Source organism: Paenarthrobacter sp. NPDC091669 (assembly GCF_044756725.1).
GTDB lineage: Bacteria > Actinomycetota > Actinomycetes > Actinomycetales > Micrococcaceae > Arthrobacter > Arthrobacter bambusae_C.
Genome location: NZ_JBIVTK010000003.1, coordinates 61,279 through 86,621 on the forward strand (window position 1 = coordinate 61,279; position 25,343 = coordinate 86,621).

The following is a 25,343-nucleotide window of genomic DNA, read 5'->3' on the forward strand; positions in this document are numbered from 1 at the left end:
GGAAGGTCGGAATGAGTTCGAGCATGCCCACATTGACGTGGCGCGGGGTTTCGATTGTGTAGTCCAAGGCGTTTAGCATGTCGTCGGTGGTCAGCGATTCGTAGCCCTCGTAGCCGCTCTCCGTTCGCCGATGTCGAAGCCCGGCCCACCGGGGACGGAGTCGATCAACCGGCGCGTGTACGGGTGCTGCGGGTTCCCGTACACCGAATCAACATCACCTTGCTCCACTACTTCACCGTGGAACAGGACCAGGATTTCGTCGCTGACATGGTGCACGACGTCCAGGTCGTGGGAGATGAAGGCCATGGTCAGGTCCAGTTCCTTCCGGAGCCTGCCAATGAGGTTCAGAATTTCCGCCTGCACGGACAGATCCAGTGCTGAGGTGATCTCATCCGCGATGATCAGTTTCGGCTGCACAGCCAAGGCCCTCGCGATGGCTATGCGTTGCCGCTGGCCACCGGAAAACTCATGCGGATAGCGTTCGGCTACCTCCGGATCGAGCCTGATAGTGGAGAGCCAATAGGAGATCTTTTCACTGTGTTCCCTCGGGTTTGCCCGTAAGGGGTCGATTGCCTCGGCAAGGGTTTGTCCGATGGTCCGTCGAGGGTTCAGGGACGAGTAGGGGTCCTGCGGAACCATCTGAACCTCCCGGCGCATGGTTCGTCGCTCGGCACCGGACATTTTGGTCACGTCGCGCCCTGAGAAGGAGATCAACCCGTCGCTGGGCTTCACCAAACCCACAATGGCTTTGGCCATGGTGGATTTTCCGGAACCGGATTCGCCGACGATGCCCAGGGTCTTGCCTGCACGAATACTGGCATCAACTCCCTTGAGCACAGTTGCAGCTGAGCGACCGGACCCAAACGTGACTTTGACATCCTTCAGCTCCAAAACCGGCTGACCTTGCGATGCGTTCATTTGGTGGTCTCCTTGGTGCCCGGGCTGTTGGTGACATCGCCGCCAGCGGTGGAGTCGTCGTCGAAAACTTCATCCAAGGCGAAGTCCTTGGCAGATACCGTGACGAGCTCTGCCTTGCGTTCGGCGATCGACGGCGTCGCGGCGAGAAGAGCCTTCGTGTACGGGTGCTTCACCTTGCCGGCGGCGAGTTCTTCGCCAGTGAGCCGCTCCAGGATCTTGCCGCCGTTCATCACGATGACCTTGTCGCACAAGGCCTGTACCACTCCGATGTCGTGGGAGATAAACAGCATGGCGGTGCCCATCTCGCGGTTGATGGTTCGGAACTGCCGCAGAACATCCGCCTGGACCGTCACGTCCAGAGCGGTGGTGGGCTCGTCGGCAATAATCAGGCGGGGGTCCGTGACCAGGGTCGAGGCGATCATTGCGCGCTGCAACATGCCCCCGGATAGTTCGTGCGGGTGTTGCTTCATGCGTTTTTCGGGCTGGGTAATCCGAATGTCCGCCAGCGCTTTGACCATCCGGCCAAACGCTGTGTTGCGGGACTGGCTCAGATGTACGCGGCTTACCTCGGTTAGCTGCGATCCAATGCGCAGGGCCGGGTTGAAGCTGGTTCCGGGGTCTTGATAGACGAGTCCAATGGAGGTCGCCAGTTCACGCGGGTTGTTCTTCTTCAGGAGGTTTAGATCGCCGAGGCGCATGGTCTTGGCAGTGACACCGAGTTCCTCCGGCAGGAGCCCGGCAATGGACATGGCCGTCAGGGACTTTCCGGAACCGGACTCCCCCACCAGGCCCACCACTTCTCCGGCATGGATACTCAGGGAGACACCCTTGACCAGCGGAACTCCCGACGGCGTGCTGACTGTCAGGTTGTCCACCTCCACCAATGCTTGGGCGTCTGCCCGCATGGAGGCGGGGACTTCGGAGGCCTTGCGGAGGCTGCCGAACTTTCGGCCGCCGCGGGGATCGGTGGCCGCAGCAAGGCCGTCACCAATCAGCATGGCGCTCAAACCCGTGATGGTGATCATGATTGAAGGCATCACGGCTTGAAGCGGCTGCGAGTAGATGTTAACGAGCCCCTCATTCAACAGTCGGCCGAAGTCATACTCAGGGTTCTGCACGCCGAGCCCGATGAAGGACAAGCTGGACAGGTCGATCAAGGTGGTGGCGAAGACTGTGGCGGTCAGCACCAGGAGCGGTTCGGCCATGTTGGGCAGCAGGTGCCGGGTGATGATGTGGGGTCCGGAGACACCAAGCAGCCGCGCTGTGGATACGTAGTTTCGCTGGGAAATTGACGCAGCCATGTTGGCGGTAAGTCGGGCGAAGGCAGGAATGCTGGCAATGGAGATGGCCAGCACTGCAGACCACGTGCCTTGGCCCAAAATTGCGGCGATCAGCAGGGAGAAGATGAGGCTCGGGTAGGCGACGGCTGCTTCGATGACACGCAGGACAGCGGAACGGACGCGGCGCGGGGCCAGCCACACGGCGGTACCAATGGCGATCCCGGCGACGACGGCAATCGCCGTCGTCGCCGCGGTCATCAGCAGCGTCAGACGCGTAGCGACCAATGAACGGGCAAGAACATCGCGGCCAAAATCATCGGTACCCAGCCAGTGCTCAGCACTTGGCCCCTGTGAGGCCTGGGGCGTGAGCTTTTCCGCGGCGTCTGAGAGGAACATCGGCGCGAGGATGGCAGTGAGCACCATGATGGACATCATGACGATGCCGACAATGAGGCCGGTGGTCCAACGGAACCTGCGGCGAGGATGGGCTGTCTCAGCCATTGGACTTTCCTCCGAGCGTACGGGGGTCGATGAGGCCAAGGATGACGTCGACCAAGAGGTTGAGGACTATTGCCAGGAAGCCCAAGACCAGAATGATCCCCTGGATGACGGGATAGTCCTTATTGACGATGGCAGTGACGATCTCGCGTCCAAGTCCGGGCCAGTTGAAGACGTTCTCAACAATGATGGCTCCGCCGAGCATGCCGGCCAGGATGAGCCCGGCCAAGGTGAGCGCGGTGGTAAGCAGGTTGGGCAGGGCGTGCCGGGCATAAAGGCGCAGCGACGGCAGCCGCCAGCCACGCGCTGTTCTCAGGTAGTCCTGTTCCAACACCGTTGACGTTTCCCGGCGCACCACACGGGCAATGGAGCAGATGGGAGCTATCGAGAGACCAATCACAGGCAGGATGAGGGCACTCAATGAGGCAGCGCCGGCTGCCGGGAGAACCCTGAGGATGATGGCGAAGACCACCACCAGCATGGTGGATACCACGTACTGCGGAACAGCCTGGAAGAAGCCGGTCAGCATCCCGAAGGATACGTCGAGCCACTTCTTGCGCCCTCCGCGGGTCAGAATTCCTACGAGCATGCCGACGGGAACAGAAACCAAGAGGACCAGGATGATGCCAAGTACCGCGAGTTCGGCAGTGAACGGCAGCTTCGTAGCAATAATCTGCGACACGGAAGTGCTGTATGCGAAGGATTCTCCAAGGTCGCCGGTGAAGAGCCCGCCTACGTAGTTGATGAACTGGACATAGAGCGGATCATTCAGCCCAAGGCTGTTGCGAATGGCCTCAATTTGCTCGGTAGTGGCGTCGGCGCCTGCCACAGCCACCGCAGGGTCACCCGGTATGAGCGGAACCATGAAGAAGGTCACGACGACGAGCAGGGCGACGGAGAGAAGGACGCCGCCGGCGCGGCGAAGGGCATAGTCGGCCCAGGGGGAAAGGCTCAGGGCACCGCCCCGGGGGCCTTTCGTGGCCCCAGGGGTTGTGCTCTCAAGGATTTGTACTTCCTTGGAGAGCATTGTTGGTTCTGTCATCGTGAAACCTCTGCTACTTGGTGATGCGCATGGTGGCGTAGTCGACGATTCCCGACGGTGCCTGGATGGAGAATCCGGAGCGCTGGGCAACAATCTGCGGCTCGCCCACGAAGGGGACGATGTCGTTGTCGCTCAGGATGCTCTTCTGCGCCTTGATGTAGGCGTCGCAGCGGGCCTCTTCATCGGTGGCGGATTGGGCGGTGGCGATGTCGGCGAGGATGTCGGCATTTTCTCCGCCGCCGATGTTGCGACCGCCCTTCTCGGTAGGGACGCCGGCGATGCGGGTCAGAGATGCTGCCACCGTGCCCACGAAGTTCGCGTCGCCCTGAACAGTGAGGTCCCATGTTTCCGGCTTGGTCTGGGTCATGGTGGCCCAGGTTCCGTTGTCCACGAGCTGCAGTTCCACGGTGGCACCCGCCGCACGGAGAGCTTCCTGAACGTACGTGCTGCCTGCACCGTTGGGGCCGATGCTGGTGGTGCCCACCATCTTGAACGTTTTGCCTGCCAGTACGGCCTTGGCGGCTGCGGCATCCTCCGGGGTCAGGCTTGAGTTATCCGGAAGAACGCAAGGGACGGTCGGGGCGACGATCGAGTTGTAGGTGATGCCCTTGCCCGCATACGCAGCAGAGTTGAAGGCCTGCTGGTTCATCAGCTGCGCAACGGCCTTGCGCAGTGCGGGATCAGTGAAGGGGCTGCCTTCGCGCTGGTTGAAGAGCAGGAAGATGCCGGCAAACGGGACCGTTGTGACCGCATAGTCTTTGTTGCTCTCGAAGCGCTGGACATCTGCGGGGGCGATGTCCGAAACGTCCATTTCTCCCGTCAGAAGTTGGTTGGCCACCGTGGTCTTGTTGACGCCCGGGAAGAACCGCACGGTCTTGGCCGGGGTTCCCTCCAGCGGTTTGGACCACTGAGGCCAGGCCTTGTAGTCCTCACGCAGTGTCATGTCGTAGCTGACGCCGTGGCTGGATTTCGTCAGTGTGTATGGCCCGGAGAAGGCGCCCTTGATGGTGCCTTTGGCCAAGCCGTCCAGGTCCGCCAGTCCGGCGGGGCAGATGATGCCAGTCTGCGCCAGCGTCAAGCCACCGATGAGTTCGGACCACGGTTGGGCGAGCTTGATGTCCACGGTGCCCGCGGCGTCGTCACCGGTGATGGTGGGCTGGCCGGGGCCGAAGACGAGTTTGCCGAAGTTGTTCTTGGTAGCAGGATCGGCGAAGTAGCTGAGGGACTTGGCCACGATGGTGGGCGTAATGGCTGTGCCGTCCGCACAGGCAGCGTCCTTGCGGATGGTCAACGTGGCTTCAGAGGCGGTGGACTTCCATTCGGTGGCGAGGCCACCAATGAACTTCCCATCGGCATCCCGTCGGACCACGGTGTCGTACAGGAAGCGCGCTACCTCGTAATCATCCTTGGCATTGGCCTTGGCAGCGTTGAAGGTGGTGGGGTCGGCGTTGAGGGCCGTCCGAATGGTGTCGGTGGACATTGCTCCACCGGTGCCGCCGGAGGAAGCCTGACCGCCCGTGGTGCAACCGGTCAAAAGGAACGCGGCAGCGGTGACGGTCGCCGCCGTTGCCATAAAAGTGGAACGTCCTTGCATAGGGATGAGCCTCCTGGTCGCCTTCGAGTCCCTGGCCATTGCGGATGCGAGCGCATCTGGGCGAGAAATGAAGGATCTGATCTGCGATAACTTTCGCGAATGAGAAGAGTTTCTCTAATTGACCCGAGGAAGTCAACGCTTTTTTGTGAGTTCTCCCACAGGTGACCCCCGCCACGCCAATGTTTTACATACCTGAAACAGAAGGGGCTTGACGTGGGGGCAATAAAACACGAAACTTTTCTCATATGTGATTGGCGTCTCAAGGCGTACAGCTCATCCGAACACGGACCAACCAAAGGTGGAAGACATGGCAACGACCCTCGAGCTCACAGTCCGCAAGGCACAGTGGACCCGACCCCCACGGGAGCTGGTTCGCGCATTTGAGGAATTCCCGGTAGCCAACATCGGAGATGCCATGGAACGTCTCGGACTGGTGGACGGCAACATCAACCCGGTGTGGGCAGGCGCCAAGTGCGTCGGCTCCGCAGTGACCGTCCTTGGTGCTGCCGGCGACAACGCAGCCGTCATTGAGTCCCTGAACTACATCGAACCCGGCGACATCATGGTGATCAACGGCTTCGGCCACGAACACCGTGCTCTGGTTGGCGAACAGCTCTCCCAGCGTTTCGAGGCCGCCGGCGCAACCGGCGCAGTCATTGACGGCTACATTCGGGACCGCGCAACCATCACGGAGATCAAGTTCCCCGTCTTCGCCCGTGGCACAACCCCTGCCGGTCCGTTCAAGAACGGCCCTGGCGTGATCGGCGAACCAGTCGCCATCGGCGGCATTGTTTGCTCCGCCGGTGACATCGTCGCCGCAGACGATGACGGCGTCGTCATCATCCCCCAGGCCCGTGCAGCCGAAATCCTCGAACTGGTCAAGGCAGTCGCGGTCCACGAGGCAGAGATGACTGCCGAGATCACCCGCGAATACAGCTAGCCCTCCCCTACTCCCCCAACGGGACCCCGCTTAGACTGAGAGAACCCGCAATGACTAATACATCGACGGAATCAGTGACACTGAACACCGCTCAAATCAAGGTCGTCACAGCTGACGGCAAGGTGGTGCGCAAGGCAACCCTGGCCGGCACCATGGGCTCCTTCGTGGAATGGTACGACTACGGAATCTACGGTCTACTCACCACGTACCTGGCGATCAACATCATGGGCTCCAAGGACCTGGGTTCGCTCCTGCTGACCAACGTCGGCTTCCTGGTGAGCTTCCTGGCCCGCCCCTTTGGCAGCGTCATCGCCGGCTACCTCGGAGACAAGCTGGGACGCAAGAACCTTCTTGCAGTGCTTCTTCTCCTGATCTCCGGAGCGACGGCCTGCATCGGCCTCATCCCCTCTTCCTCAGTGATCGGCTGGGCCGCCCCTGCACTCCTGATCCTCTTCCGCATCCTGCAGGGCTTCTCCGCAGGTGGTGAAGTAGCAGGCGCCATGGCCTTCGTCGGCGAATACGCCCACGACAAGCACCGCAACTTCTCCATGAGCTTTATCGCGGTGGGCTCCTTCTGTGCCCTGCTCTTCGGCAGCGGCTTCTCCGCTATGCTCATCACCACGCTGGGCGACGCCACCATGGAAGCCTGGGCCTGGCGTGTTCCCTTCCTGTTCGCGCTCCCCTTGGGCTATGTAGGCTTCTACATCCGTTCCAAGATGGAAGACACCCCGCATTTCGCAGCCCTGCGTGAACGCAACGTTGTGGAAAAAAACCCCCTGCGCGCAGTTTTCACTTCGAAGCGCCACCTCAAGGCCATCGCCCTGACCATCTTCCTGCCTGCCGTGAACGGCCCAGGCTACTACTTGCTCTTCGCCTATATGCCCACCTACCTGAAGACCCAGCTGGGCAGCGGCAACAACTTCAGCATGCTCCAGGCCCTGATGGTCACTGCCGTCAGCCTCGTGGCCATCATCATTTCCATCCCGCTCATGGCACGTCTGTCTGACCGCATCGGCCGCAGGCCCGTACTCACCTTGTCTGCCGTGCTCATGGCAGTGGTGTCCTACCCGATGTTCGCCATGATCACCACCGGCAACATGACGTTGGCCTGCGCAGCAACCGTCGTCATGGCCATTGCCTTCTCCGGCCACGCCGCCGTGGTCCACACGGTCCTGACCGAAATGTTCCCCACCACCGTGCGCTACAGCGCCTACAGCATCGGTTTCAGCATCAGCACCATCATCTTCGGCGGCAGCGCACCGTTAGTGATGACCGAGCTCATCAAGAGCACCGGGAACAGCATGGTCCCGGCCTACGCGGCGATCGGAACGGCCATCATCACACTGGTCTCCATCTTCTTCCTGAAGGAGACCAAGGGACAGCCGCTCGCTACGCACTAACAACATACGCACGACGGCGGCCTGCCGCCATTGCCGACCGGCCGCCGTCGTTGGACCATAAAGCACCACAACGCAAATCCTTGGGAGTCACTTTGGGCATCAACTCAGTCGCCGTCGTCGCAGACCTCGGCGAAAGCTACGGCAACTACACCATCGGTGATGACGACGCCCTGCTGGGCCTGGTCACCGCCTCCAACATCGCTTGCGGCTTCCACGCCGGAGACCCTCGCGTCATGGACGCCACCGTCAAGGCCTGCGTGGACCGCGGGATCGAACTGGGCGCTCACCCCGGATACCCGGACCTGGTGGGCTTCGGACGCCGACTCATCGAAGCCAGCGAAGAAGAAATCCGCACGGATGTCCTCTACCAGATCGGCGCCCTGGACGCCTTCGCCCGCATCCACGGCGGCAAGATCAGCCACGTCGCACCGCACGGCCGCATGGGCAGCATCGCCCAGACCGATGCAAAGCATGCCCGCGCCATCACCGATGCCATCAAGGCTTACGATCCCTCGTACATCGTCATCTGCCAGAACGGCCTGCTGGCCGATGAATCCCGCAAGCGCGGACTTGAAGTGGGCTACGTCTTCCTTGCCGACCGCGGCTACGGCGAAGACGGTATGCCAGTTTCCCGCAACACCGAGGGGGCACTCCTCCACGACCCCGAGGAAATCGGGCGTCGCGTGGTGCAGGTCGTCACCGAAGGCACCGTGCGCGCAGTCACCGGCAAGGTGGTTCCGCTGGGCCACGATGCCGACGTCGTCCTCCTCCACGGTGACCACCCGCAGGTCCTGGAGAACGGCACCGCCCTGCGCGCCGCCTTGGACAAGGCCGGCGTCAAAGCAACCGGACTGCAGGAAGTCCTGGCCGAAAAAGCCCGCCTGGCAACTGTCTGATCCAGCCCCACACCCACCCACGAGTACCCAAGGACGCATGAGCACGCACCCAGCTCCCGGACAGCTGATTCCCTTATCGGACATCCAAGACATCAAGGCAGTTCCGTTCGGAGACTCCGCACTGATGGTCAGCATCGCCTCCGGGACAGTTGAGGAGCGACAGTCGGGAAGCCGGAAGTTGCGAGAAGTCCTGCTGGACATGCGTCCTCACGGCCTGCTCGACGTCGTAGCCGGCGTCGATTCCATCTTGGTGGAATTCGATTGTCTCGCCGTCAGCCACGGCCAGTTGGCGCAAACTATCCGATTGGCCGCGGCAAGCAGGAGCTTCGAGGGAGATGGACCATCACCTACGGGGCAGCATTTCGTCATCCCCATGGTGGTCAACGAATCCTTTGCCCCGGACCTCGCCGACGTGGCAGCTGAACTTGGCATCAGCAAGGAAGCCGTCCTGGCACATCTGGAGGCTTCGACATTGACCATCAACCTCCTGGCGTCGGCCATGGCACCAATGATGGGCCGGGTGGAATTTCCGGGACAAGTCAGCCGCTGCAGGGAACCTCGGACCAACGTGGACCCAGGGTCAGTGATGGTGGCCGGTACCAACGCCATTATCCAGCCATTCCCCGGGCCCACGGGGTGGAAGGTCATCGGGCGCACTCCCCTGACGATCTGCGACATCCGCGAGGAGCCACCCACGTCCTTCAAACCCGGCGACACCGTCAGGTTCAAGGTGGTCCCGGAAAGTGATTGGGAACGGCTTGACGGACAGTTCCTCCGGACCGACTCGTACACGATTGAGGGGGAACACTGATGCCTGCAGCTGAGCGCACCCTCACCATCAAAATCCGTGAAGCGGCCTGGCTGGCCACCTTCCAGGACCTTGGTCGGGAACAATCCGAAGCCTTGGGCGTTCCGTGCGGTGGGGCTGCGGACCAACATTCCGCGTCCGTTGCCAACATCCTGGTGGGCAATCCACGAACGGCCGCCGGCATTGAGATCATGGGCGGCCGGTTCTCCTTCACCACCTCCAAGGCGATTCTTATAGCCGTCACCGGCGCCCCTGCAGATATCACTGTCAACGGCAACAAGGTGCAGATGTGGGAACCGGTGTGTGTTCCCGCCAAGGGCAAGGTAGTCATTGCCAACGCCCGCGGCGGAATGCGCAACTACCTCGCCTTCAGCGGCTCCCTGGTAACTGAACACTTCATGGGCAGCGCCGCACCGGAGGCCCGGATGGGCTTCCCGCAGCAAATCTCCGCAGGGCAACATGTGGAACTCAAGACCTCCTATGCCGGCTTTGAGCATCCCTATCTCACGCAACCACTTTTCCGCCTTCCCGTGCCTGTTCCCTCGTTTGAGCACCCCGTTTGGACCATCGACATCGTTGTTGGTCCGGAAACTGACGCGGCACAGGGAATCAGGGAGCTTCTGTCGTCTCGCGAGTACACAGTGACGGCCAAATCGAATCACGTGGGCCTGCGGCTGGATGGTCCCGTGGTGCACCCCGAGGGGCTGGGCGAGATCGTGTCCCACGGTGTGCCAATCGGAGCCTTCGAGATCCCCCACGGGGACGAGCTCATTATCCTGGGCCGCTACCGGACCCTCACGGCCGGCTACCCCATTGTCGCTTTCGCCACCAAGGCATCCCTGCCCATGCTGGGGCAGGCTCGGCCCGGCCAGCGGATGACCTTCCGCTGGGTCAGCCAGGAAGAAGCGGTGGAAGCCCAGCACGAAGCCCAGCGGCTGCTTAACGCGCTGGAATCGCGTGTGCAGAGCCTTTTCGGCGCCATCGACCTCCCGCATCACTCACGGCTGGTCCCATCGCAGGCAGCAGCCTGAACATGTCATGCCCCGGGGGTACTTGACCCCCACATAGAATAAATGAGAAACTTTTCGCATATGTGATTCGAATCTCACTAAATACCACACTCTAGGAACGGAACCATGGGACTTCTTGAAGGCAAAGTCGCCGTAATTACCGGCGCAGGCACGGGCATGGGCCGCTCCACGGCGGAACTGCTCGCAGCCGAGGGAGCACACGTGGTGCTGGTGGGCCGCCGGCTTTCCGTTCTGGAAGACCTCGCCGCAGAGATCAAGGCCGACGGCGGCACGTCCCATGCGCGGGCCGCTGACATCGCGTCCAAGGACGAGGTGGACGCCCTTGTGGCATGGGTCGGTCAGTCCGTCGGCCCCGTGGACATCCTGGTCAACAACGCAGGCAGCGCAAGCAAGGTCCTGAACGTCCGATGGATCAGCCAGGAGGAATGGAACCAGGTCCTGGACGTCAACCTCAACGCCGTCTACCTCCTCACCCAGGCGGTCCTGCCGGGCATGCTCGCCCGGAACACCGGGACCATCATCACGGTCTCGTCGCTGGCTGCGGTTAATCCGAACCTGCTGGGCGGTGCCTCCTATGGGGCTGCGAAAGCTGCGGTCCGGAACTTCATGACCTATCTCCACAACACGTTCCGCAACGAAGGCCTGCGCGCCATCACCATACTTCCGGGCGAGACAGCCACTCCGATTCTCGACAACCGGGCCCGTCCACCAAGGGCTGAAGAGCGCGACGCCATGGTCCAGCCCGAGGACGTGGCCCGCGCCATCCACCTCGTTGCGACGCTGCCGCAACGCACCGTGGTCCAGGAACTCGTCATTGCCCCTACCGTGCAGCGCGATACCTCCGGAGACATCGAAATCAGCCGATGGGCAGGGGCTCCCGCGGAAGATCTCCCCCGTCCGTGAAACCCCGGCATCTATACGCACCCGGCAAAGCCGACACCCTTCCAACGACGACTCGAAGCAGGACTGTCATGACTCTCGAACCAACCACCGCCATTGCAGCTTTCCAGCCTTCCGAGGCCGTGCTGCGGGTCCAGCGCACATCGTTGCGCGTCCAGCAACCCCAGTCCAAAGGTGACCTTGTCTCCTTGGCCATGGGCGAGCCGGACTTCGACACCCCCGAACAGGTCCGCGCTGCAGCGGCCCGCGCCCTGGAGGAAGGGCACACCCATTACTCGCCGTTGCTCGGCGAGCTGGTGCTTCGCGAGGAGCTGGCTGCCCGTATCGGCCAGCTCCTCGGCGAAGTGGCCAGCCCCAGCGATGTGTTAATCACGCAAGGAGGAACCGCGGGCCTCTCTGCCGCGATCCTTGGCATCGTCAATCCAGGCGACAAGGTAGTCATTCCCGATCCCACTTACTCGCTGTACGCGGACCTGGTGAGCATGGCCGGCGGCGTTACAGTTCCGGTGCCACTGGCTGACGATCTCCACTGGGATCTCGAGGCTCTGGCGACCGCCCTTGAAGGCGCCAAGATGTTCGTCTTCTGCAACCCCTCCAACCCCACGGGAATCGTCCACTCCCGCCAGGAACTGGAGGCCTTGGCGGATATGGTCGCGGGAACGGACACCCTGGTTCTTTCCGATGAGGCGTACAGCGACCTCGTCTACACACCCGAGCCTTTCACCTCCGCCCTGGAGATAGCAGGCCTGGCAGGCAGGACCATTTACTGCCAAACCTTCTCCAAGAGTTACGCCATGACGGGCTGGCGGGTCGGCTATCTCTGGGGCCCATCGGACGTCATCGCATCCGCCGCACGCGTCCACAACACCTTCAACGGCTCCATGAACACCGCGGTCCAACTGGCAGCCCTGACGGCCCTCAAGACCTGCGGGCCGGACATCGAGCGCATGCACGCTTCCTATGCCGTGCGACGCGAACTGATGTTCGAGGGCCTCAGCAGGATTCCGGGACTCACGGTCAGCTCCCCGGAAGGCGCGTTCTACCTCTTCCCGAAGTACGACGTCGACATGCCGGCAGCCGATATGGTGGCGCACCTTCGCGAGTTCGGCGTGGCCGTCCGGCCCGGCAGTGAGTTCGGGCGGAACGGTGAACACCACCTGCGGCTCTCCTACGCGGCAAGCGCCGACGCCATTTCGCTGGGCGTCGAACGCATCGCCGCCGGCCTCGCGGCGCTCAAGTAAAAGCCCATGACAGTTATCGATCCACCGGCCGGGCTGCGCATCGACATGCAGCGGAACCGGATGCTTTTGGTGGACGCGGCCGGCCGGCTCTTCGGAGCCGGCCTTTCGGCGACCATGTCCGAAATCGCTGCCGAATCCGGCATCTCTACTGCTACCGCCTACCGCCACTTCGCCTCTGTTGACGACGTCCTCGCCGCCTACCGCTTCGAAGTGGGCCGGGAGCTCCTGGAGTTCAGCCGGGCGGCGGAAGCGGAAGGCCTGGAGCTGCTGAATGCTGTCTGCCACAAGTGGGTCCAGCTGGTAGTCCAGCATGGGGCGTCCATGGTGCACACACGCTCCGCTGAAGGTTACCTTGCACGGGTCAGGGCTGGCGCCTACTACCTGACCGTGCAGGCTGAAGCCCTTCAACGACCGCTGGAGGAGGCGTCCCGAGCCCTGGGAATCGAACACCCCGGCGATGAAGCTCTCTTCTTGTGGAACGGCTTCTTTGACCCCCGCGAAATCTACGATCTCATCGGGAGCCTGGACCTCACACCGGAACAAGTATCCGCACGACTGGTCAGGACTTTCACGGCCGCCCTGACAGGTTGGTCCGCTTCCAGGACCTAAGCTATGAGTTGACGAAAGGGCATCCACCAATGCGTAGTGACACACAGCGCAACCGCAGGCAGCTGGTCAAGGCAGCGGGACAGCTTTTCGCGTCCCGGCGCGGAGCCATCAGCATGACCGATGTCGCCAAACACGCGGAGATCTCCACTGCCACCGCCTACCGGCACTTCGCCTCAGTCGAGGACATCCTGGCGGATTACCGGTTTGGTGTCGGTGAGAAATTGCGCGACTACAGCCTGAAGCAGCAGGAGATTTCCGGCGTCGAGCTGTTGACGGCGGTCAGCCGCAAGTGGGTTGACCTGGTTACACGTCACGGCGGAGCCATGCTGTACACCCGTTCAGGCGAAGGATACTTGGCCCGGCTCCGCTCCGGCGCTTTCTATCTGACCGTCCAAGCGGATGCCTTGGAGCGCCCGCTTCGCGAGGCGGTTGAAGAGTTGGGATTGCCGACTATCGGCGACGAAGCGTTGTTCCTCTGGAACATCCTCTTTGATCCACGCGAAATTTTGGACCTCATCAATACTGTCGGCCTGTCCAAGGACCAGGTCACTGCAAGGCTGATCTCGGCCCTCAAGGGTGCACTGACAGGCTGGAGCGAGGACCGCGATCAGGCCTAGTCCACGGGACTTAGTGGGCCGCTGCAGGCCGCATGAGTTCCCGGATCCGCTCCGCCGGCAAAGCCGTTAGGGCTGCGACACGGAAGATATCCATCCGGCCCGATTCCAGCCCCTCCAGGACGTCGCACCGGAGTTTCTGCGCACTTTGCTCTTTGTCTTCCAACGCAGCATCCAGTTGGCGGACGATCGCAGCCAACCGCGTGAGGTGCCAGTCATGCCGCACTCCCGAAAAGTGCAGGTCCTGGTAAGCGCCACCAAGCCGCTTTACATCCGCGGCCCGAATTCCCACCACCGTGGAAATCGCAGACAAGGGCACTTTGTCCGCCAATGCAGCGGCCATCGCCTCATTCCGCTGGCTCAGCAGTGTCCGGACGTGGCTGTCGATACGCCCGCGCGTCGCCCTGGACTCCGAGAGCCGCAATTCCAAACGGTTCAACCGGGGCATTGCTGCCGTTACCCGGCGACGGGGCCGTGCTTCAGCTATGTAGGTCATGGCGAGTGAGACCTTGGAGCAGCTGCCAGTCGACGGCCGAGTCGCCGCGCGCAGGCATGATGCTGCCTTCCAAAAGCCGCATGCTCTTCTCAATATCCCCGTCGGGTGCCCAGATGCCACTGATGGGGCAATGGCTTCCGGTACCAGCCGTGAACCGGCTTCTACGGGAACGATCCGTTCCGGGCTGTCCAGCGATGCGCAACATTACTTGCCTCCGGCGTTGTTGTGGTTCTTTCATTAAGCCTATGGCCGAGCTCACTTAAAAGCAAGAAAAGTTTCTCATTTGATTAATCGATCTCATGCTTCACTGCAAGTACCTAAACACGCCCCACGTTTCCTTCAGCAGGGCACAGCCATCTTTGTGCCTGGCACCAAATGCGGGCGTCTTCTTGCGCGACGGCGCACGAAAGAAGGCAGGCGAGCCGCAGCCCAGGCACACGAGTCCACGCTGGCTGCTCTTTCGCCAGAAAGGGTCACGCTCGCTGAATTCCAGGGCGTGCCAATCCCGCTTGTCCGTGGTGCTCAGCGCCCACTTCACGCGCGGGCAGCCTTCCTGAGAGTGCCGAGGTATGCAGACAATGCCTCGAAGCTGTTCTCAGGAGCAAGTTCCACCAGGCGTTCAGATTCCTGGAGACGCGGATGGTGCAACTGCTCCCATGTGGAGACCCTGTCATCGCCGGCCGCAACGTCATCCAGCCCCAGAATGGCCACCGTCAGTTCAGGTACGACGCCGGACACATCGTCCCGCAGCGAGGCTCTGGCCATGGCCTGCCACTTGGTGGAGCGTGGCAGGTAGTCCACGCGTTCCAGCAAACCCTCAATCCCGAACCGGTCGCGGACAGCAAAGTAGACCGATGCGATGGCGTCCAAGGGCCGGCCAGTGACTTGCTGAACCCGGGCGACGTCCAGCAGCGTGAACGCTTCCCGCAGTTCTGCCCAGATCCTTCCAATCTGGGGTGGCAGCCCCCATTCAAGCGCTTGGTCCTGCAGAGTGGCAACGTCCGCCTTGTCAGTTCCCACCAGGAGTTCGGGCAAGCGTCCGCGAAGCGCTTCTACTACCGGCCTGTAAAGGCTTATGCATTCTTCGATGGGGCGCTGATGATCGTACTGAAGGAACCAGCGCATGGCCCGGTCCAGGACACGCCGGATGTCCAGATAGATCCGGCTCCACTTTTCGGCCGGCAGGTCTGCGCAAAGGTGAACCAAACCCACGGAGAGGTCCCGGAGCCCGAAGAGTTCACTGGCAATGACATAGGCCTTGACCGCCGCGGCTTCATCGACCGATGTCTCCTCCATGAGCCTGAAGACAGCCGTTACACCCCCGATGTTGATCACATCGTTGGCGAGGACCGTTGCGATGATGTCCTCGCGGAGCGGGTGCTGTTCAATCCCCTCTCCAAGCCTCTTAACCACGGGACCCGGGAAATACCCGTTCAAGAACTTGGCCAGGTAGCGGTCCTTGAGGAGCGGACTCCTCCGGATACTGCTGGCCAGAGTGTTCTTGGCATAAGCGGCCAGCACCGACAATTCCGGGGAAGTAAGGCCCTTGCCCTGGGAGATCCGTTCCGCCAATGCCTGAGTGCTGGGGAGGAATTCCAGCTCGCGGTCCAGCTCGCCTCGACCTTCAAGGAACTGCATCAGCCGTTCGTAGTTGGGGAACGACGCCGGAGGGAACCTTCTGTCAGTCAGGAGCAGCACGTTCTGGGCTACGTTGTCAGTCAGCACCAATTCTGCGATCTCGTCCGTCAGGGCTTCCAGGAACGCCGTTCGCTCAGCTGCCGGCAGTTCCCCGGCCCTGATGGACTGATCGACCAGAATCTTGATGTTCACCTCATGGTCCGAGCAATCCACGCCGGCCGAGTTATCGATTGCATCGGTGTTGATGAGGACTCCTGCCAGGGCCGCTTCAACCCGACCGGCTTGGGTAACTCCCAGGTTGCCACCCTCCACCACGACTCGGGCCCGCACCTGATTGCCGGTGATCCGGATGGAATCATTTGCACGGTCGCCGGCATCGGCATGGCTTTCTGTGCTCGATTTGATGTAGGTTCCGATGCCGCCGTTGTAGAGCAGATCAACAGGAGCCTTCAGGATTGCCTGAAGAAGGGCAATCGGGCTCATTGACTCCGTCTCCGGGTCCAATCCGAGCACCGCGCGGACCGCCGGGTGGATAGGAATGGCGCGGGCCGTCCGTGGCCAGACCCCGCCGCCTTCGCTGATCAACGACGTGTCGTAATCTGCCCAGCTTGAGCGGGGAAGTGCGAACAGCCTTGCGCGTTCCGTGAAAGACGATGCTGCGTCCGGCTGCGGATCCAGGAAGATGTGGCGATGGTCGAAGGCCGCTACCAGCTGGACGTGCTGCGAAAGCAGCATCCCGTTGCCGAAGACGTCACCACTCATGTCGCCGATGCCCGCAGCCGTGAAGTCGGCAGTCCGGGGATCCAGACCGATTTCGCTGAAGTGAATCTTGGCCGATTCCCACGCGCCGCGTGCAGTGATGCCCATGCGCTTGTGGTCATATCCCACCGAGCCGCCAGAGGCGAAAGCGTCCCCCAACCAGTAGCCGTAGCTGGCGGCAACCTCATTGGCTATGTCCGAGAAAGAGGCAGTTCCCTTGTCGGCCGCCACCACAAGGTAAGAGTCGTCGCCGTCGTACCTCACGACGCTCGGTGGGGCGACAACCTGACGTTCGCCATCCACGAAACGAATGTTGTCCGTGACATCGAGCAGGCCGCGGATAAAGGTCCGGTAGCATTCCTGCCCCTCTGCCATTTGCTGGGTACGGTCCTTCATCCCCGTCGTGAACTTGGCGAAAAAGCCACCCTTGGCACCGTCCGGGACAATCACGGCGTTCTTGACGGTCTGGGCTTTGACGAGTCCAAGGACTTCCGTGCGGAAATCTTCCTGCCGGTCCGACCACCGCAGTCCGCCCCGGGCCGTCAGGCCGAATCGCAGGTGTACGCCTTCCACCCGTGGGGAGTACACCCAAACCTCATGGGCGGGACGTGGGCTCGGGAGCATGTCGATACCGGATGGGTCCAGTTTGAAGCTGATGTGCGGCTTGCCCTGGTAGAAGTTGGTTCGCACGGTTGCCCTGATCAGGGAAGCCAGCGCCTCCACTACGAAAGCCGCGTCCATGGTGGCCAGGCTGTCCATGGCCGCCCCCAGGGACGCGTCGGCTGACGCCAGAGACTCCGAACGTCCACCCGGCAGATCGGGATCGAACTTCGCTGAGAACACTTTCGCCAAGGATTTGGTCGCCTCGGGATGGGACTGGAGGGTGGACGCTATAAATTCGAAGGAGTGCTGCGTCCCGAGTTGCCTGAGGTACTTCACGTAGCTGCGAAGGAGCGCCACACTGCGCCAGTCGAACCCCTGCTGCAGGACCAAGGAGTTGAGGAAATCAGACTCCGCCTCACCTTGAAGTACTGCCCTGAAGGCCGCGGGGAGCATATCCCATGCGTCCGGTGAGCCCGCGCCGGATGGTGTGCTGACCAGGAGGTCGTAGAGGTGGACCACCACGCCCTGGGAGTCGACGATCCGGTATGGACGCTCCTCGTGGACCGCCAAGCCAAGATGCTCAAAGTACGGCAGGAGGCGGCTTAGGCTCTCCGCTTGGCGAAGATATAGCCGGATCCGCAAGTCTGGGTCGGTTGTTCCCTTGCCTCCGTGCCGTACGGCAAGCCGTGCCGCCGTCGTGCTTTCTTCTGATACGAGGTCCTCGAACCGTTCTATGTCCTCGGCTGCGTCCTCCACGCTGTACCGGACTTGGTACTCCGGCGGGAAGGCTTCGCTCCAGCGTTTGGCAAGGGCCTCCGCCACAGCTGCCGGGTGGAGGGATTGCAGGGCATCGAGTACACCTTCCGGCCATGACCTGATGGCGCGGTTGACCCGCTGTTCCACAGTTTCCGCGTCAATGTCTCCAAGAGTTCCGGAGGATGTCCACACGGTGAAGAAGATGCGCGCCAGGGCAGAGGAACTGACTCGTGCTTCGTGTTCGATATCGACAGCGTTGTAAGCATCCCGTAGTTCATGTTCAATCCGCTGCCGGACCGCAGTGTTGTATCGGTCGCGAGGCAGGTAGACCAGGACGGTCGCGAATCTGCTGTAGGCGTCTTGCCGAAGGAACACGCTCGAACGGCGCCGCTCCTGCATCCTCATGATGCTGTCGGCAATCTGGAACAACTCCTCGACGCCGATTTGGAACAGTTCGTCGCGAGGGTAGGTTTCCAGAATCGCCATCAATTGCCGGCCTGAATGACTGGTCGGATCCAATCCGCTGCGGTCCATGACGGCGGTGATGGTTTCAGCGACCAACGGAACGCTGTCCACCGGCGCGTTATAGACGCTCGACGTAAGGAGTCCCAGGAAGCGATGTTCCCCGGTCACCTGCCCATCCGGACTAAACGTCTTAATGCCGATGTAATCAAGGTGCGCGTCGCGATGGACGGTTGAGCGGGACCGGGCCTTGGTGACCACGGCGGCAATCGGCTCACGTGCCGAAGTACGCGCTGGGCCAGCCAGGACACGGACATCGGACCCGCCGGCGGCCTTGTTCCGCAGAACACCTAATCCTGTTCCATCGATGGCAGTCAGACGATCCTCAGTTTCTCCGCATTCCAGGATGTATTGGCGATACCCGACGAAGACGAAGTGTTTGCTGCTGAGCCACTCGAGAAGATTGCGGGCCGTCCCATTTTCGGGCAACTGGGCAGCAACTTGGTTTAGCCGGCCCCGCATGGCGACCAAGTCATCAGAGGCAGCCATAACATCGACCAGGACGCGTCGGATGGCGCTCAGCAACGGGCCGAGCTGTTGCTCGGCGAGGAGATCCCGGAGTTCGACGGCGACCCACGACTCGGTCCCCGCAGATGGAATGGAGGTGCCGGGCTGGAGCTCCCCATCTGCACCTCGTTGCGTGGCAAAACGGGGATGGACCACGAACTGGATTCCCAAGCCGCGACGGGTAACCTCAGCCAGGATCGAGTCCACCAGGAACGGCGAGTCCTTGCAGACAACTCCGATCACGGTGGCGCCGACATTCGGCAGGACTCCGACCCACGATTCAGCGCCGCGGGTTCGCGCGGCTTCGAAATGCGCGGCCGCGCGTCCTTCGAGTACGCCAATGCCATAGGATTTCTTGTCCTCCGGCGACGCTTCGGCATAGTAATCGGCTACGAAATGATCAGGCAGTGTGCGGGATTCCATGCCTTGTTCCGTGGACACGTTGTGCTCCCTTGAGGTTTGGCGGGCTTCTTCATCACGTCAAGAAGATATGAGAATCTTTTCTCATATCGGAGACTGCGTCAAGAGCTTTTTCGTGATGGACAAAACCCTTGACGCCCCCTTCGGTATTTGAGAAACTCTTCTCACTTGTGAAATGCATCGCAGACCGCGAACTACCTCACGAACCAGACTCCCCCGGCGAAAGGAAACCCAGCTTTGGGTAGCAGATACCTCCCCCCTTTGATCGTCATGGGCGTTTCGGGCTGCGGTAAGTCCACCGTGGGCTCGATGCTGAGCGCACGCTTGGGGGCGCAGTTCAAAGACGGCGACGACCTGCATCCGGCAGCCAACAAAATCAAGATGGGCGCTGGCATTCCCTTGAGCGACGAGGATCGGAAGCCTTGGCTTGAAGAAATCGGACGCACTCTGCGCCGCTTACAGGACGCCGGCACGCCGCTCATCATCGCCTGTTCGGCGCTGAAGCGAAGCTACCGCGACCTACTCCGCCACCACGCCCCTGACGTCGTTTTCGTTCACCTCAACGGGGACCGGGAGACACTCCTGGCCCGTATGAACGCCCGGGAAAACCACTTCATGCCAAGCAGCCTTCTGGACTCTCAGCTCAGCGCCCTGGAGCCCCTTGACGTGGATGAGAAGCATGTGAAGGCCGATATTCGGCTTGCGCCAGAGGTGTTGGTGGGGGACATCGACGAACGGCTTCAGGTGGCAATCAAGCTTGACACAATGCTTGTAGCCGCGCCCAGTCCTCCAGCGCACCTAAAACCCGGTTACCCCATCGTTTGACGCGGGTCCGCTTGAGCGCTTCTCCTCCCCGTCTCTAAGTGCCCGACGTGGGACTCGAACGGGATTGATTCCAGGCCTTGCAAACGTTGGGAAGTGGCGGTACACGGGGAATGTCCAGTCCAGGGCGGAAAGTGTGGACATTGTCCACACTTATTTTTGCTCGATCAAATACAGAAAAAAACGAGGACTTGACGCGTCCCGCCCACTCATTGCCCGCGCCGAGAACTCGGCACTGTTACCACTGCAAATTCCTGCTGGATGGCACAGCTCCAACCCCGAATTCGTCTGGGGGCAGCACCATAGCACCCACCAACCGAATCGCCCTCCCCGCGCAAACCTCGAAACTGATCACGCCATCACCGTCGAGAATTACATGGACACCATCGGAGCTTTGGCACCCCATCAAGCCGCGGAGAACGCGAGCAAGCGCTGAACCGAGATGCTCGACTCAACCGACTTCCCTACCTGTAAAGACTGCACCGCCCTCATAGCATACTTCCAGTTCCCCCCATTTCCGCGACCGGCTCATGGCCGACATACCCGGCATCAACCAACCACCCCCAAACCTCTTATTCGCCCGAACCTAGACCGCACCCTATTGGCCACGCATCGATTGGGCACCGCAGCTCCTCATCCACGCGCACACCAGAACCAGTCCGCAACACGCAGCACCAATCCTGACCACCATCGGCTATATCAACTGGTGAGAAGGCCGCGGACCAAAAGCACACCCATAGATGCAACTCGCCCTCCACGCAGACCCCAGCAACCGCTTCGCACGACTCACCGACCAAATGCTCAGAGCCGGAATCATCGACGGCTGGAACACAAACAAAGGCAGGCCTACAGAACGCAACTCGACATGCCCTAATCAACCCTGGATATATGCAGGATCTACGGCGGTTTAGTGCTGTCCACGGCGCCAAGGGTAGTTCAGCTCTGGAGGAAAGCTCGGATGGCCCTGCTGCCGCGTCAGGTGGTCCGGCCGTCCGATACGTTTGCCGTTGGACGAGGAAGACGACGCACGCCCGCTATAGGACATTACAGCCTAGAGGTCTTGCCGTGTCCCCAAGCGGAACGGCTAGCGAGATGCCTGGCGGTCGGCCTGAAACAGGAATTCCGAATTGGGTAAGCAAGCAGACCATTACTGCTGCCTGACGCAGACACGGCCGCATCGACCGGCGTTGGCTCCAGCACGCTCCGACCCGTCGATGCCAAAAGTGGGTACTCGAAAGCGGCGGTAAAGGTTTAAGTCAGTCGCTTGACTTAATCTGATATCGCCTGTTGAACTTAGTCAACCCACCATAGGAGTTGCACCATGGCACTTTACGCACACGAGGCACGCGCCAATCGGGCGGATGCGAACCGGGAATTGATACTCCTCGCGGCCGAGCGGCTCTTCGCCGAACACGGCATCACAGCTGTCTCGAACCGTCAAATCAGCGAAGCCGCTGGGCAGGGCAACAACTCAGCTGTGGGCTACCATTTCGGCACCAAAACGGACCTCGTCCTGGCGGTGACCAGGCGGCACCAAGTCCCCATTGAAGCCCTCCGCAGCGAAATGTTGGCCGAGACCCTCGGATCAGGAGACGTCAGGGACTGGGTTGCATGCCTTGTCCACCCCCTCACTGAACACCTTGAATCCCTCGGCACGCCCACTTGGTTCGCCCGCTTCAGCGCCCAGATGCTGACCGACCCACAATTCCTGCCAGCGGTGACGCAGGAAGCACTCGAAGACCGCACGCTCCGCAAAGTGCTGGAAGGTTTGGAAACAAGCCGCCCAGACCTACCGCCTGAGGTGCTGGCGGAACGTGAGGCCATGGTCAGGCAGCTCCTGATGCACACCTGCGCAGAAAGGGAACGCGCCCTTGCCGAAGGACGCCCCACGCCACGTGCATCATGGTCCGAGGCGGCCACCGGACTCGTTGACGCCATCACAGGCCTCTGGCTCGCGCCTTTCATCCGCGACAGGCCCAACCAATGAATAGACTTGATCAGGACGTGCTTATCGTCGGCGCCTCGGCTGCGGGGCTGTCAACAGCGGAGGCACTCCGACGGCGCGGGCACCGTGGGCGACTCACTCTGCTGGATGCCGATGCCAACCAACCTTACGACCGCCCTCCCCTGTCCAAGCAGTTACTCGCCGGACAATGGGCGCCGTCGCAGACAGTTCTGCGCTCCGACGAAGCGCTCAGAGCACTCGACGCCCAGTTGCTGTTGGACGAACGGGCAAGCCACCTTATGACAGCAGCCAGGTCCGTCCGGACGGATTCCGGGCGGCTGCTGACGGCAGACGCGATTGTGTTGGCCACCGGAGTTTCGCCCCGGCGGCTCCCCGGCCAGGAAGACGTCGATGGTGTACACGTGCTGCGCAGTATTGATGATGCCCTCAAGCTTCAACAGTTGCTTCAACCTCGACGGCGACTGGTCGTCGTCGGCAACGGCGTCCTCGGATCCGAGATCGCCGCGACAGCGGCCACCCTGGGTGTTGACGTCACTCTTGTTGGTCGCTCGTTGGCTCCCATGGACCGACAGTTGAGTCACTTCGGAGCTTCGCTGCTTGCCGCCAAACATGAAGCTGCTGGTGTCCGCATGCTTGGTGGCCGAGATGTGGAAGTCCTCCGCAGCCTCAGGGGCCGCGTCACTGGAGTCGCCCTGTCATTCGGGGAAGAATTAGCAGCCGACGAGGTGGTCGTGGCCATCGGCTCGGAGCCCAATACCGGGTGGCTTACCCACAGCGAGCTCGACATCGAAGACGGCGTCGTCTGCAATGCCTTCTGCCGCGCCGCTCCGGGAATCTGGGCCGTCGGGGACGTTGCCCGGTGGAACCATCCCCGCCGTGGCATCGTCCGGCTGGAAAACCGCACTAACGCATCAGAGCAGGCGATCGCGGTGGCCGCCGATATTTTGGGCTTTGGAGAGCCGTATGCCCCCATTCCATACTTCTGGACTGACCAGTACGGCACGAGAATCCAGGTCCACGGCGAAATTCCTGCCGACGCGCGCCTCCGTATCACGGACGGTGATCCGCTGTCCGACCGCTTCGTCGCAATCGCGCTGACCTCTGACGGGGAGAGCCCAGTCGGAGTACTCGGCTGGGGCATGCCTAAACAGACACGTCTGAGGCGGGCGGAACTTGACGACTCCCTGGCGCCCGTCAGCTAACACACCAGCCACCCACTTCAGATATCCCAACCAGACTCCCAACTGAGAAGTTAGTCCGAGCCTGGCGATTCATTCGTCCGGCCTTAGCCCGGAGGTACATCATGTCCACAGACCGCAGCCGACTCATGCACGAAAAAGTAGACGCTGTCGAACCGTTTCCCATGACACGTCAAGCACGTTGCCCCTTCGATCCTCCCCCGGCCGGTATCGCAGCCCAGCAAGCTGCACCCCTCCTTCGTGTGGAACTAGCGGACGGCAGCACTCCCTGGCTCGCAACCCGGTATGCAGAGCAGAGGGCGTTGCTCAGTGATCCGCGTATGAGCGCCGACATCACACGCCCTGGCTATCCGATTCCCGGCGGCGGGGAAGGAGCAGGCTCGGCCTTCAGTTTTATCCTGATGGATGACCCTGAACACGCCAGGTTGCGGAGGATGGTCACGGCGCCTTTCATGGTCAAACGCGTCGAGGCCATGAGGCCCGCGGTCCAGGAGATCGTAGACGGCCTGCTCGATGACATGCTTGTGACAGATGCCCCTGTCGACCTCGTTGAAGCATTCGCACTCCCAATGCCCTCGCTCGTCATCTGTCGGCTGCTTGGAGTGCCGTACTCAGATCATGACCTCTTCCAGTCCAACAGCAAGATCCTCATCAACCGTGAGACCAGTGCAAATGAAAAGCGTCAAGCCGTGGGTGCCCTGGTGGACTACCTGCACGGACTGCTACGGCTCAAGGCAGAAGAACCCGGCGAGGACGTGTTCAGCGATCTTGCCCGCCGTGTTGAAGCCAATGAACTGAGCAGCGACGACGCCGCCATGATGGGAGTCCTGCTTCTGGTCGCCGGACACGAAACCACAGCCAACATGATCGCCCTGGGCACCCTGGCGCTCTTGGAACACCCCCACCAGCTCCAGCGCCTGCGTGAAAACAATGACCCGGCCTTGGTCACCTCCGCAGTCGAGGAATTGCTGCGCTACCTCACGATCGTCCACGATGGCCGCAAGCGCGTCGCCTTGGAAGACATCGAAGTCGCAGGCCACCTGATCCGTGCAGGCGAGGGAGTCATCATGGCCACAGACCTGGGCAACCGCGATCCCCAGGTCTTCCCCGAACCGAACACCCTGGACCTGCGCCGCGACGCCCGCCACCACATCGCCTTCGGCTTCGGCGTCCACCAATGCCTCGGACAGCCGCTGGCGAGGATGGAACTCCAAGTTGCATACACCACCCTGTTCCGGCGGATCCCAGAACTCAAACTCGCCGTCCCTTTAGACGAGGTGCCATTCAAACACGACGGCTCCGTCTACGGAGTGTATGAGCTACCCGTCACTTGGTAGCGCCACCGTTAACACAATGACCTTCAACGAGAAAGCAGGACCACAATGACATTTAAAGTAACCCTCGAACAAGACAAATGCGTCGCCTCAGGTCAATGCGTCACGGCCGCAGGTAGCGTGTTCGACCAGCGGGACGAAGATGGCATCGCCATCCTACTGAACCCACAACCTTCAGCCGAACTCGAAGATGAAGTCCGCCAGGCCGCAGCCGTCTGTCCAGTCCTCGCCATCCACGTCCACGGTTGAGGACGGCAAGCTGAGCATGAGCGGCCATGGGGCGGGACCCAACGCGTGACTCGCACGTTGCGGAAACTTCTTCAGTTCGCGGGGCACGAAACATTAGCTGAGTGAAGAAACCATCGGACTTCACGGTCCGTTGCTTCCCTAGACAGCACGGCACGGTGTCGCTTTCTATGTTCTGGGAAATCAAAAAAATAACGTGCACGCCTCCTCTGGCGGCCGTTGGGCATCGAGCCTTACACGACACCTATAAGTCCCGCAGAGCCGAGTGGTTGGCGTGAGAGCGGCGCTACCAGCTGGCGGCGTT

The 25,343-nt window shown here is 61.4% G+C and carries 20 protein-coding genes; 14 read left to right on the forward strand and 6 right to left on the reverse strand.

The window, feature by feature from the left end:
* Nucleotides 1-90: 90 nt before the first annotated feature.
* The 4 genes from ACIQLI_RS05765 to ACIQLI_RS05780 are packed head-to-tail and all read right to left on the reverse strand — an operon-like array spanning nucleotide 91 to nucleotide 5,311.
* Nucleotides 91-918, reverse strand: a complete 828-nt coding sequence (locus tag ACIQLI_RS05765; protein ID WP_400385957.1) for an ATP-binding cassette domain-containing protein — start codon at nucleotides 916-918, stop codon at nucleotides 91-93.
* A complete protein-coding gene (locus ACIQLI_RS05770; protein WP_400385960.1) occupies nucleotides 915-2,699 on the reverse strand; it encodes a dipeptide/oligopeptide/nickel ABC transporter permease/ATP-binding protein in 1,785 nt (594 codons plus the stop codon). The genes ACIQLI_RS05765 and ACIQLI_RS05770 overlap by 4 nt, the downstream gene beginning before the upstream one ends.
* Nucleotides 2,692-3,738 carry an ABC transporter permease gene (locus ACIQLI_RS05775; protein ID WP_400385963.1) on the reverse strand — a complete coding sequence of 349 codons (1,047 nt, stop codon included), beginning with the start codon at nucleotides 3,736-3,738 and terminating at the stop codon, nucleotides 2,692-2,694. The genes ACIQLI_RS05770 and ACIQLI_RS05775 overlap by 8 nt, the downstream gene beginning before the upstream one ends.
* A 13-nt stretch (nucleotides 3,739-3,751) precedes the next feature.
* Nucleotides 3,752-5,311 carry an ABC transporter substrate-binding protein gene (locus tag ACIQLI_RS05780; protein WP_400385965.1) on the reverse strand — a complete coding sequence of 520 codons (1,560 nt, stop codon included), beginning with the start codon at nucleotides 5,309-5,311 and terminating at the stop codon, nucleotides 3,752-3,754.
* 328 nt (nucleotides 5,312-5,639) lie between these two features.
* On the opposite strand from ACIQLI_RS05780, the gene ACIQLI_RS05785 reads away from it, so the two are divergent.
* From ACIQLI_RS05785 to ACIQLI_RS05825, 9 genes are all read left to right on the forward strand, one after another.
* Nucleotides 5,640-6,272 (forward strand): RraA family protein, encoded by a 633-nt coding sequence (locus ACIQLI_RS05785; protein ID WP_105692442.1) that lies wholly within the window; start codon nucleotides 5,640-5,642, stop codon nucleotides 6,270-6,272.
* Nucleotides 6,273-6,322: 50 nt separating this feature from the next.
* Nucleotides 6,323-7,672 carry an MFS transporter gene (locus tag ACIQLI_RS05790; RefSeq protein WP_400385969.1) on the forward strand — a complete coding sequence of 450 codons (1,350 nt, stop codon included), beginning with the start codon at nucleotides 6,323-6,325 and terminating at the stop codon, nucleotides 7,670-7,672.
* A gap of 92 nt (nucleotides 7,673-7,764) precedes the next feature.
* A complete protein-coding gene (locus tag ACIQLI_RS05795; protein WP_400385972.1) occupies nucleotides 7,765-8,568 on the forward strand; it encodes a LamB/YcsF family protein in 804 nt (267 codons plus the stop codon).
* 37 nt (nucleotides 8,569-8,605) lie between these two features.
* A complete protein-coding gene (locus ACIQLI_RS05800; protein ID WP_400385975.1) occupies nucleotides 8,606-9,379 on the forward strand; it encodes an allophanate hydrolase subunit 1 in 774 nt (257 codons plus the stop codon).
* On the forward strand, nucleotides 9,379-10,407 hold the full coding sequence (locus ACIQLI_RS05805) for a biotin-dependent carboxyltransferase family protein (protein WP_400385978.1): 1,029 nt from the start codon (nucleotides 9,379-9,381) through the stop codon (nucleotides 10,405-10,407). The genes ACIQLI_RS05800 and ACIQLI_RS05805 overlap by 1 nt, the downstream gene beginning before the upstream one ends.
* A gap of 105 nt (nucleotides 10,408-10,512) precedes the next feature.
* Nucleotides 10,513-11,310, forward strand: a complete 798-nt coding sequence (locus tag ACIQLI_RS05810) for an SDR family oxidoreductase (protein ID WP_400385980.1) — start codon at nucleotides 10,513-10,515, stop codon at nucleotides 11,308-11,310.
* A 68-nt stretch (nucleotides 11,311-11,378) separates the two neighbouring features.
* Nucleotides 11,379-12,548, forward strand: coding sequence for a pyridoxal phosphate-dependent aminotransferase (locus ACIQLI_RS05815; protein WP_400385983.1), 1,170 nt, complete (start codon nucleotides 11,379-11,381; stop codon nucleotides 12,546-12,548).
* Between the two features lie 6 nt (nucleotides 12,549-12,554).
* Nucleotides 12,555-13,157 carry a TetR/AcrR family transcriptional regulator gene (locus ACIQLI_RS05820; RefSeq protein WP_400385986.1) on the forward strand — a complete coding sequence of 201 codons (603 nt, stop codon included), beginning with the start codon at nucleotides 12,555-12,557 and terminating at the stop codon, nucleotides 13,155-13,157.
* 29 nt (nucleotides 13,158-13,186) lie between these two features.
* The gene (locus ACIQLI_RS05825; protein WP_400385989.1) at nucleotides 13,187-13,774 is read left to right on the forward strand and encodes a TetR/AcrR family transcriptional regulator; all 588 of its coding nucleotides are present in this window, start codon (nucleotides 13,187-13,189) and stop codon (nucleotides 13,772-13,774) included.
* A gap of 10 nt (nucleotides 13,775-13,784) precedes the next feature.
* Here ACIQLI_RS05825 and ACIQLI_RS05830 read toward each other — a convergent pair whose 3' ends face one another.
* Both ACIQLI_RS05830 and ACIQLI_RS05835 read right to left on the reverse strand, forming a co-directional pair.
* Nucleotides 13,785-14,267, reverse strand: coding sequence for a hypothetical protein (locus ACIQLI_RS05830; protein ID WP_146116659.1), 483 nt, complete (start codon nucleotides 14,265-14,267; stop codon nucleotides 13,785-13,787).
* 534 nt (nucleotides 14,268-14,801) lie between these two features.
* Nucleotides 14,802-19,493, reverse strand: a complete 4,692-nt coding sequence (locus ACIQLI_RS05835; protein WP_400385993.1) for an NAD-glutamate dehydrogenase — start codon at nucleotides 19,491-19,493, stop codon at nucleotides 14,802-14,804.
* A 249-nt stretch (nucleotides 19,494-19,742) separates the two neighbouring features.
* Here ACIQLI_RS05835 and ACIQLI_RS05840 point away from each other — a divergent pair, with 249 nt between their 5' ends.
* From ACIQLI_RS05840 to ACIQLI_RS05860, 5 genes are all read left to right on the forward strand, one after another.
* Entirely contained in the window at nucleotides 19,743-20,297 is a 555-nt protein-coding gene (locus ACIQLI_RS05840; protein ID WP_400386748.1) for a gluconokinase, read from the forward strand.
* A 1,318-nt stretch (nucleotides 20,298-21,615) separates the two neighbouring features.
* Nucleotides 21,616-22,281, forward strand: a complete 666-nt coding sequence (locus ACIQLI_RS05845) for a TetR/AcrR family transcriptional regulator (RefSeq protein ID WP_400385995.1) — start codon at nucleotides 21,616-21,618, stop codon at nucleotides 22,279-22,281.
* On the forward strand, nucleotides 22,278-23,462 hold the full coding sequence (locus tag ACIQLI_RS05850) for an NAD(P)/FAD-dependent oxidoreductase (RefSeq protein WP_400385998.1): 1,185 nt from the start codon (nucleotides 22,278-22,280) through the stop codon (nucleotides 23,460-23,462). Before ACIQLI_RS05845 ends, ACIQLI_RS05850 begins: the two co-directional genes overlap by 4 nt.
* A gap of 161 nt (nucleotides 23,463-23,623) precedes the next feature.
* Nucleotides 23,624-24,796: a cytochrome P450 gene (locus tag ACIQLI_RS05855; protein ID WP_400386001.1), complete on the forward strand. Its 1,173-nt coding sequence runs from the start codon at nucleotides 23,624-23,626 to the stop codon at nucleotides 24,794-24,796.
* Nucleotides 24,797-24,841: 45 nt separating this feature from the next.
* Nucleotides 24,842-25,042 (forward strand): ferredoxin, encoded by a 201-nt coding sequence (locus tag ACIQLI_RS05860; RefSeq protein ID WP_400386004.1) that lies wholly within the window; start codon nucleotides 24,842-24,844, stop codon nucleotides 25,040-25,042.
* The last annotated feature ends 301 nt before the right edge of the window (nucleotides 25,043-25,343 follow it).

Excerpts from the sequence above, each read along its gene's own strand:
- ACIQLI_RS05765 (WP_400385957.1), bottom strand. The coding sequence starts at position 918 with ATGAACGCATCGCAAGGTCAGCCGGTTTTGGAGCTGAAGGATGTCAAA.
- ACIQLI_RS05770 (WP_400385960.1), bottom strand. The coding sequence starts at position 2,699 with ATGGCTGAGACAGCCCATCCTCGCCGCAGGTTCCGTTGGACCACCGGC.
- ACIQLI_RS05775 (WP_400385963.1), bottom strand. The coding sequence starts at position 3,738 with ATGACAGAACCAACAATGCTCTCCAAGGAAGTACAAATCCTTGAGAGC.
- ACIQLI_RS05780 (WP_400385965.1), bottom strand. The coding sequence starts at position 5,311 with ATGGCAACGGCGGCGACCGTCACCGCTGCCGCGTTCCTTTTGACCGGT.
- ACIQLI_RS05785 (WP_105692442.1), top strand. The coding sequence starts at position 5,640 with ATGGCAACGACCCTCGAGCTCACAGTCCGCAAGGCACAGTGGACCCGA.
- ACIQLI_RS05790 (WP_400385969.1), top strand. The coding sequence starts at position 6,323 with ATGACTAATACATCGACGGAATCAGTGACACTGAACACCGCTCAAATC.
- ACIQLI_RS05800 (WP_400385975.1), top strand. The coding sequence starts at position 8,606 with ATGAGCACGCACCCAGCTCCCGGACAGCTGATTCCCTTATCGGACATC.
- ACIQLI_RS05805 (WP_400385978.1), top strand. The coding sequence starts at position 9,379 with ATGCCTGCAGCTGAGCGCACCCTCACCATCAAAATCCGTGAAGCGGCC.
- ACIQLI_RS05810 (WP_400385980.1), top strand. The coding sequence starts at position 10,513 with ATGGGACTTCTTGAAGGCAAAGTCGCCGTAATTACCGGCGCAGGCACG.
- ACIQLI_RS05815 (WP_400385983.1), top strand. The coding sequence starts at position 11,379 with ATGACTCTCGAACCAACCACCGCCATTGCAGCTTTCCAGCCTTCCGAG.
- ACIQLI_RS05820 (WP_400385986.1), top strand. The coding sequence starts at position 12,555 with ATGACAGTTATCGATCCACCGGCCGGGCTGCGCATCGACATGCAGCGG.
- ACIQLI_RS05825 (WP_400385989.1), top strand. The coding sequence starts at position 13,187 with ATGCGTAGTGACACACAGCGCAACCGCAGGCAGCTGGTCAAGGCAGCG.
- ACIQLI_RS05830 (WP_146116659.1), bottom strand. The coding sequence starts at position 14,267 with ATGACCTACATAGCTGAAGCACGGCCCCGTCGCCGGGTAACGGCAGCA.
- ACIQLI_RS05840 (WP_400386748.1), top strand. The coding sequence starts at position 19,743 with ATGGGCGTTTCGGGCTGCGGTAAGTCCACCGTGGGCTCGATGCTGAGC.
- ACIQLI_RS05845 (WP_400385995.1), top strand. The coding sequence starts at position 21,616 with ATGGCACTTTACGCACACGAGGCACGCGCCAATCGGGCGGATGCGAAC.
- ACIQLI_RS05850 (WP_400385998.1), top strand. The coding sequence starts at position 22,278 with ATGAATAGACTTGATCAGGACGTGCTTATCGTCGGCGCCTCGGCTGCG.
- ACIQLI_RS05855 (WP_400386001.1), top strand. The coding sequence starts at position 23,624 with ATGACACGTCAAGCACGTTGCCCCTTCGATCCTCCCCCGGCCGGTATC.
- ACIQLI_RS05860 (WP_400386004.1), top strand. The coding sequence starts at position 24,842 with ATGACATTTAAAGTAACCCTCGAACAAGACAAATGCGTCGCCTCAGGT.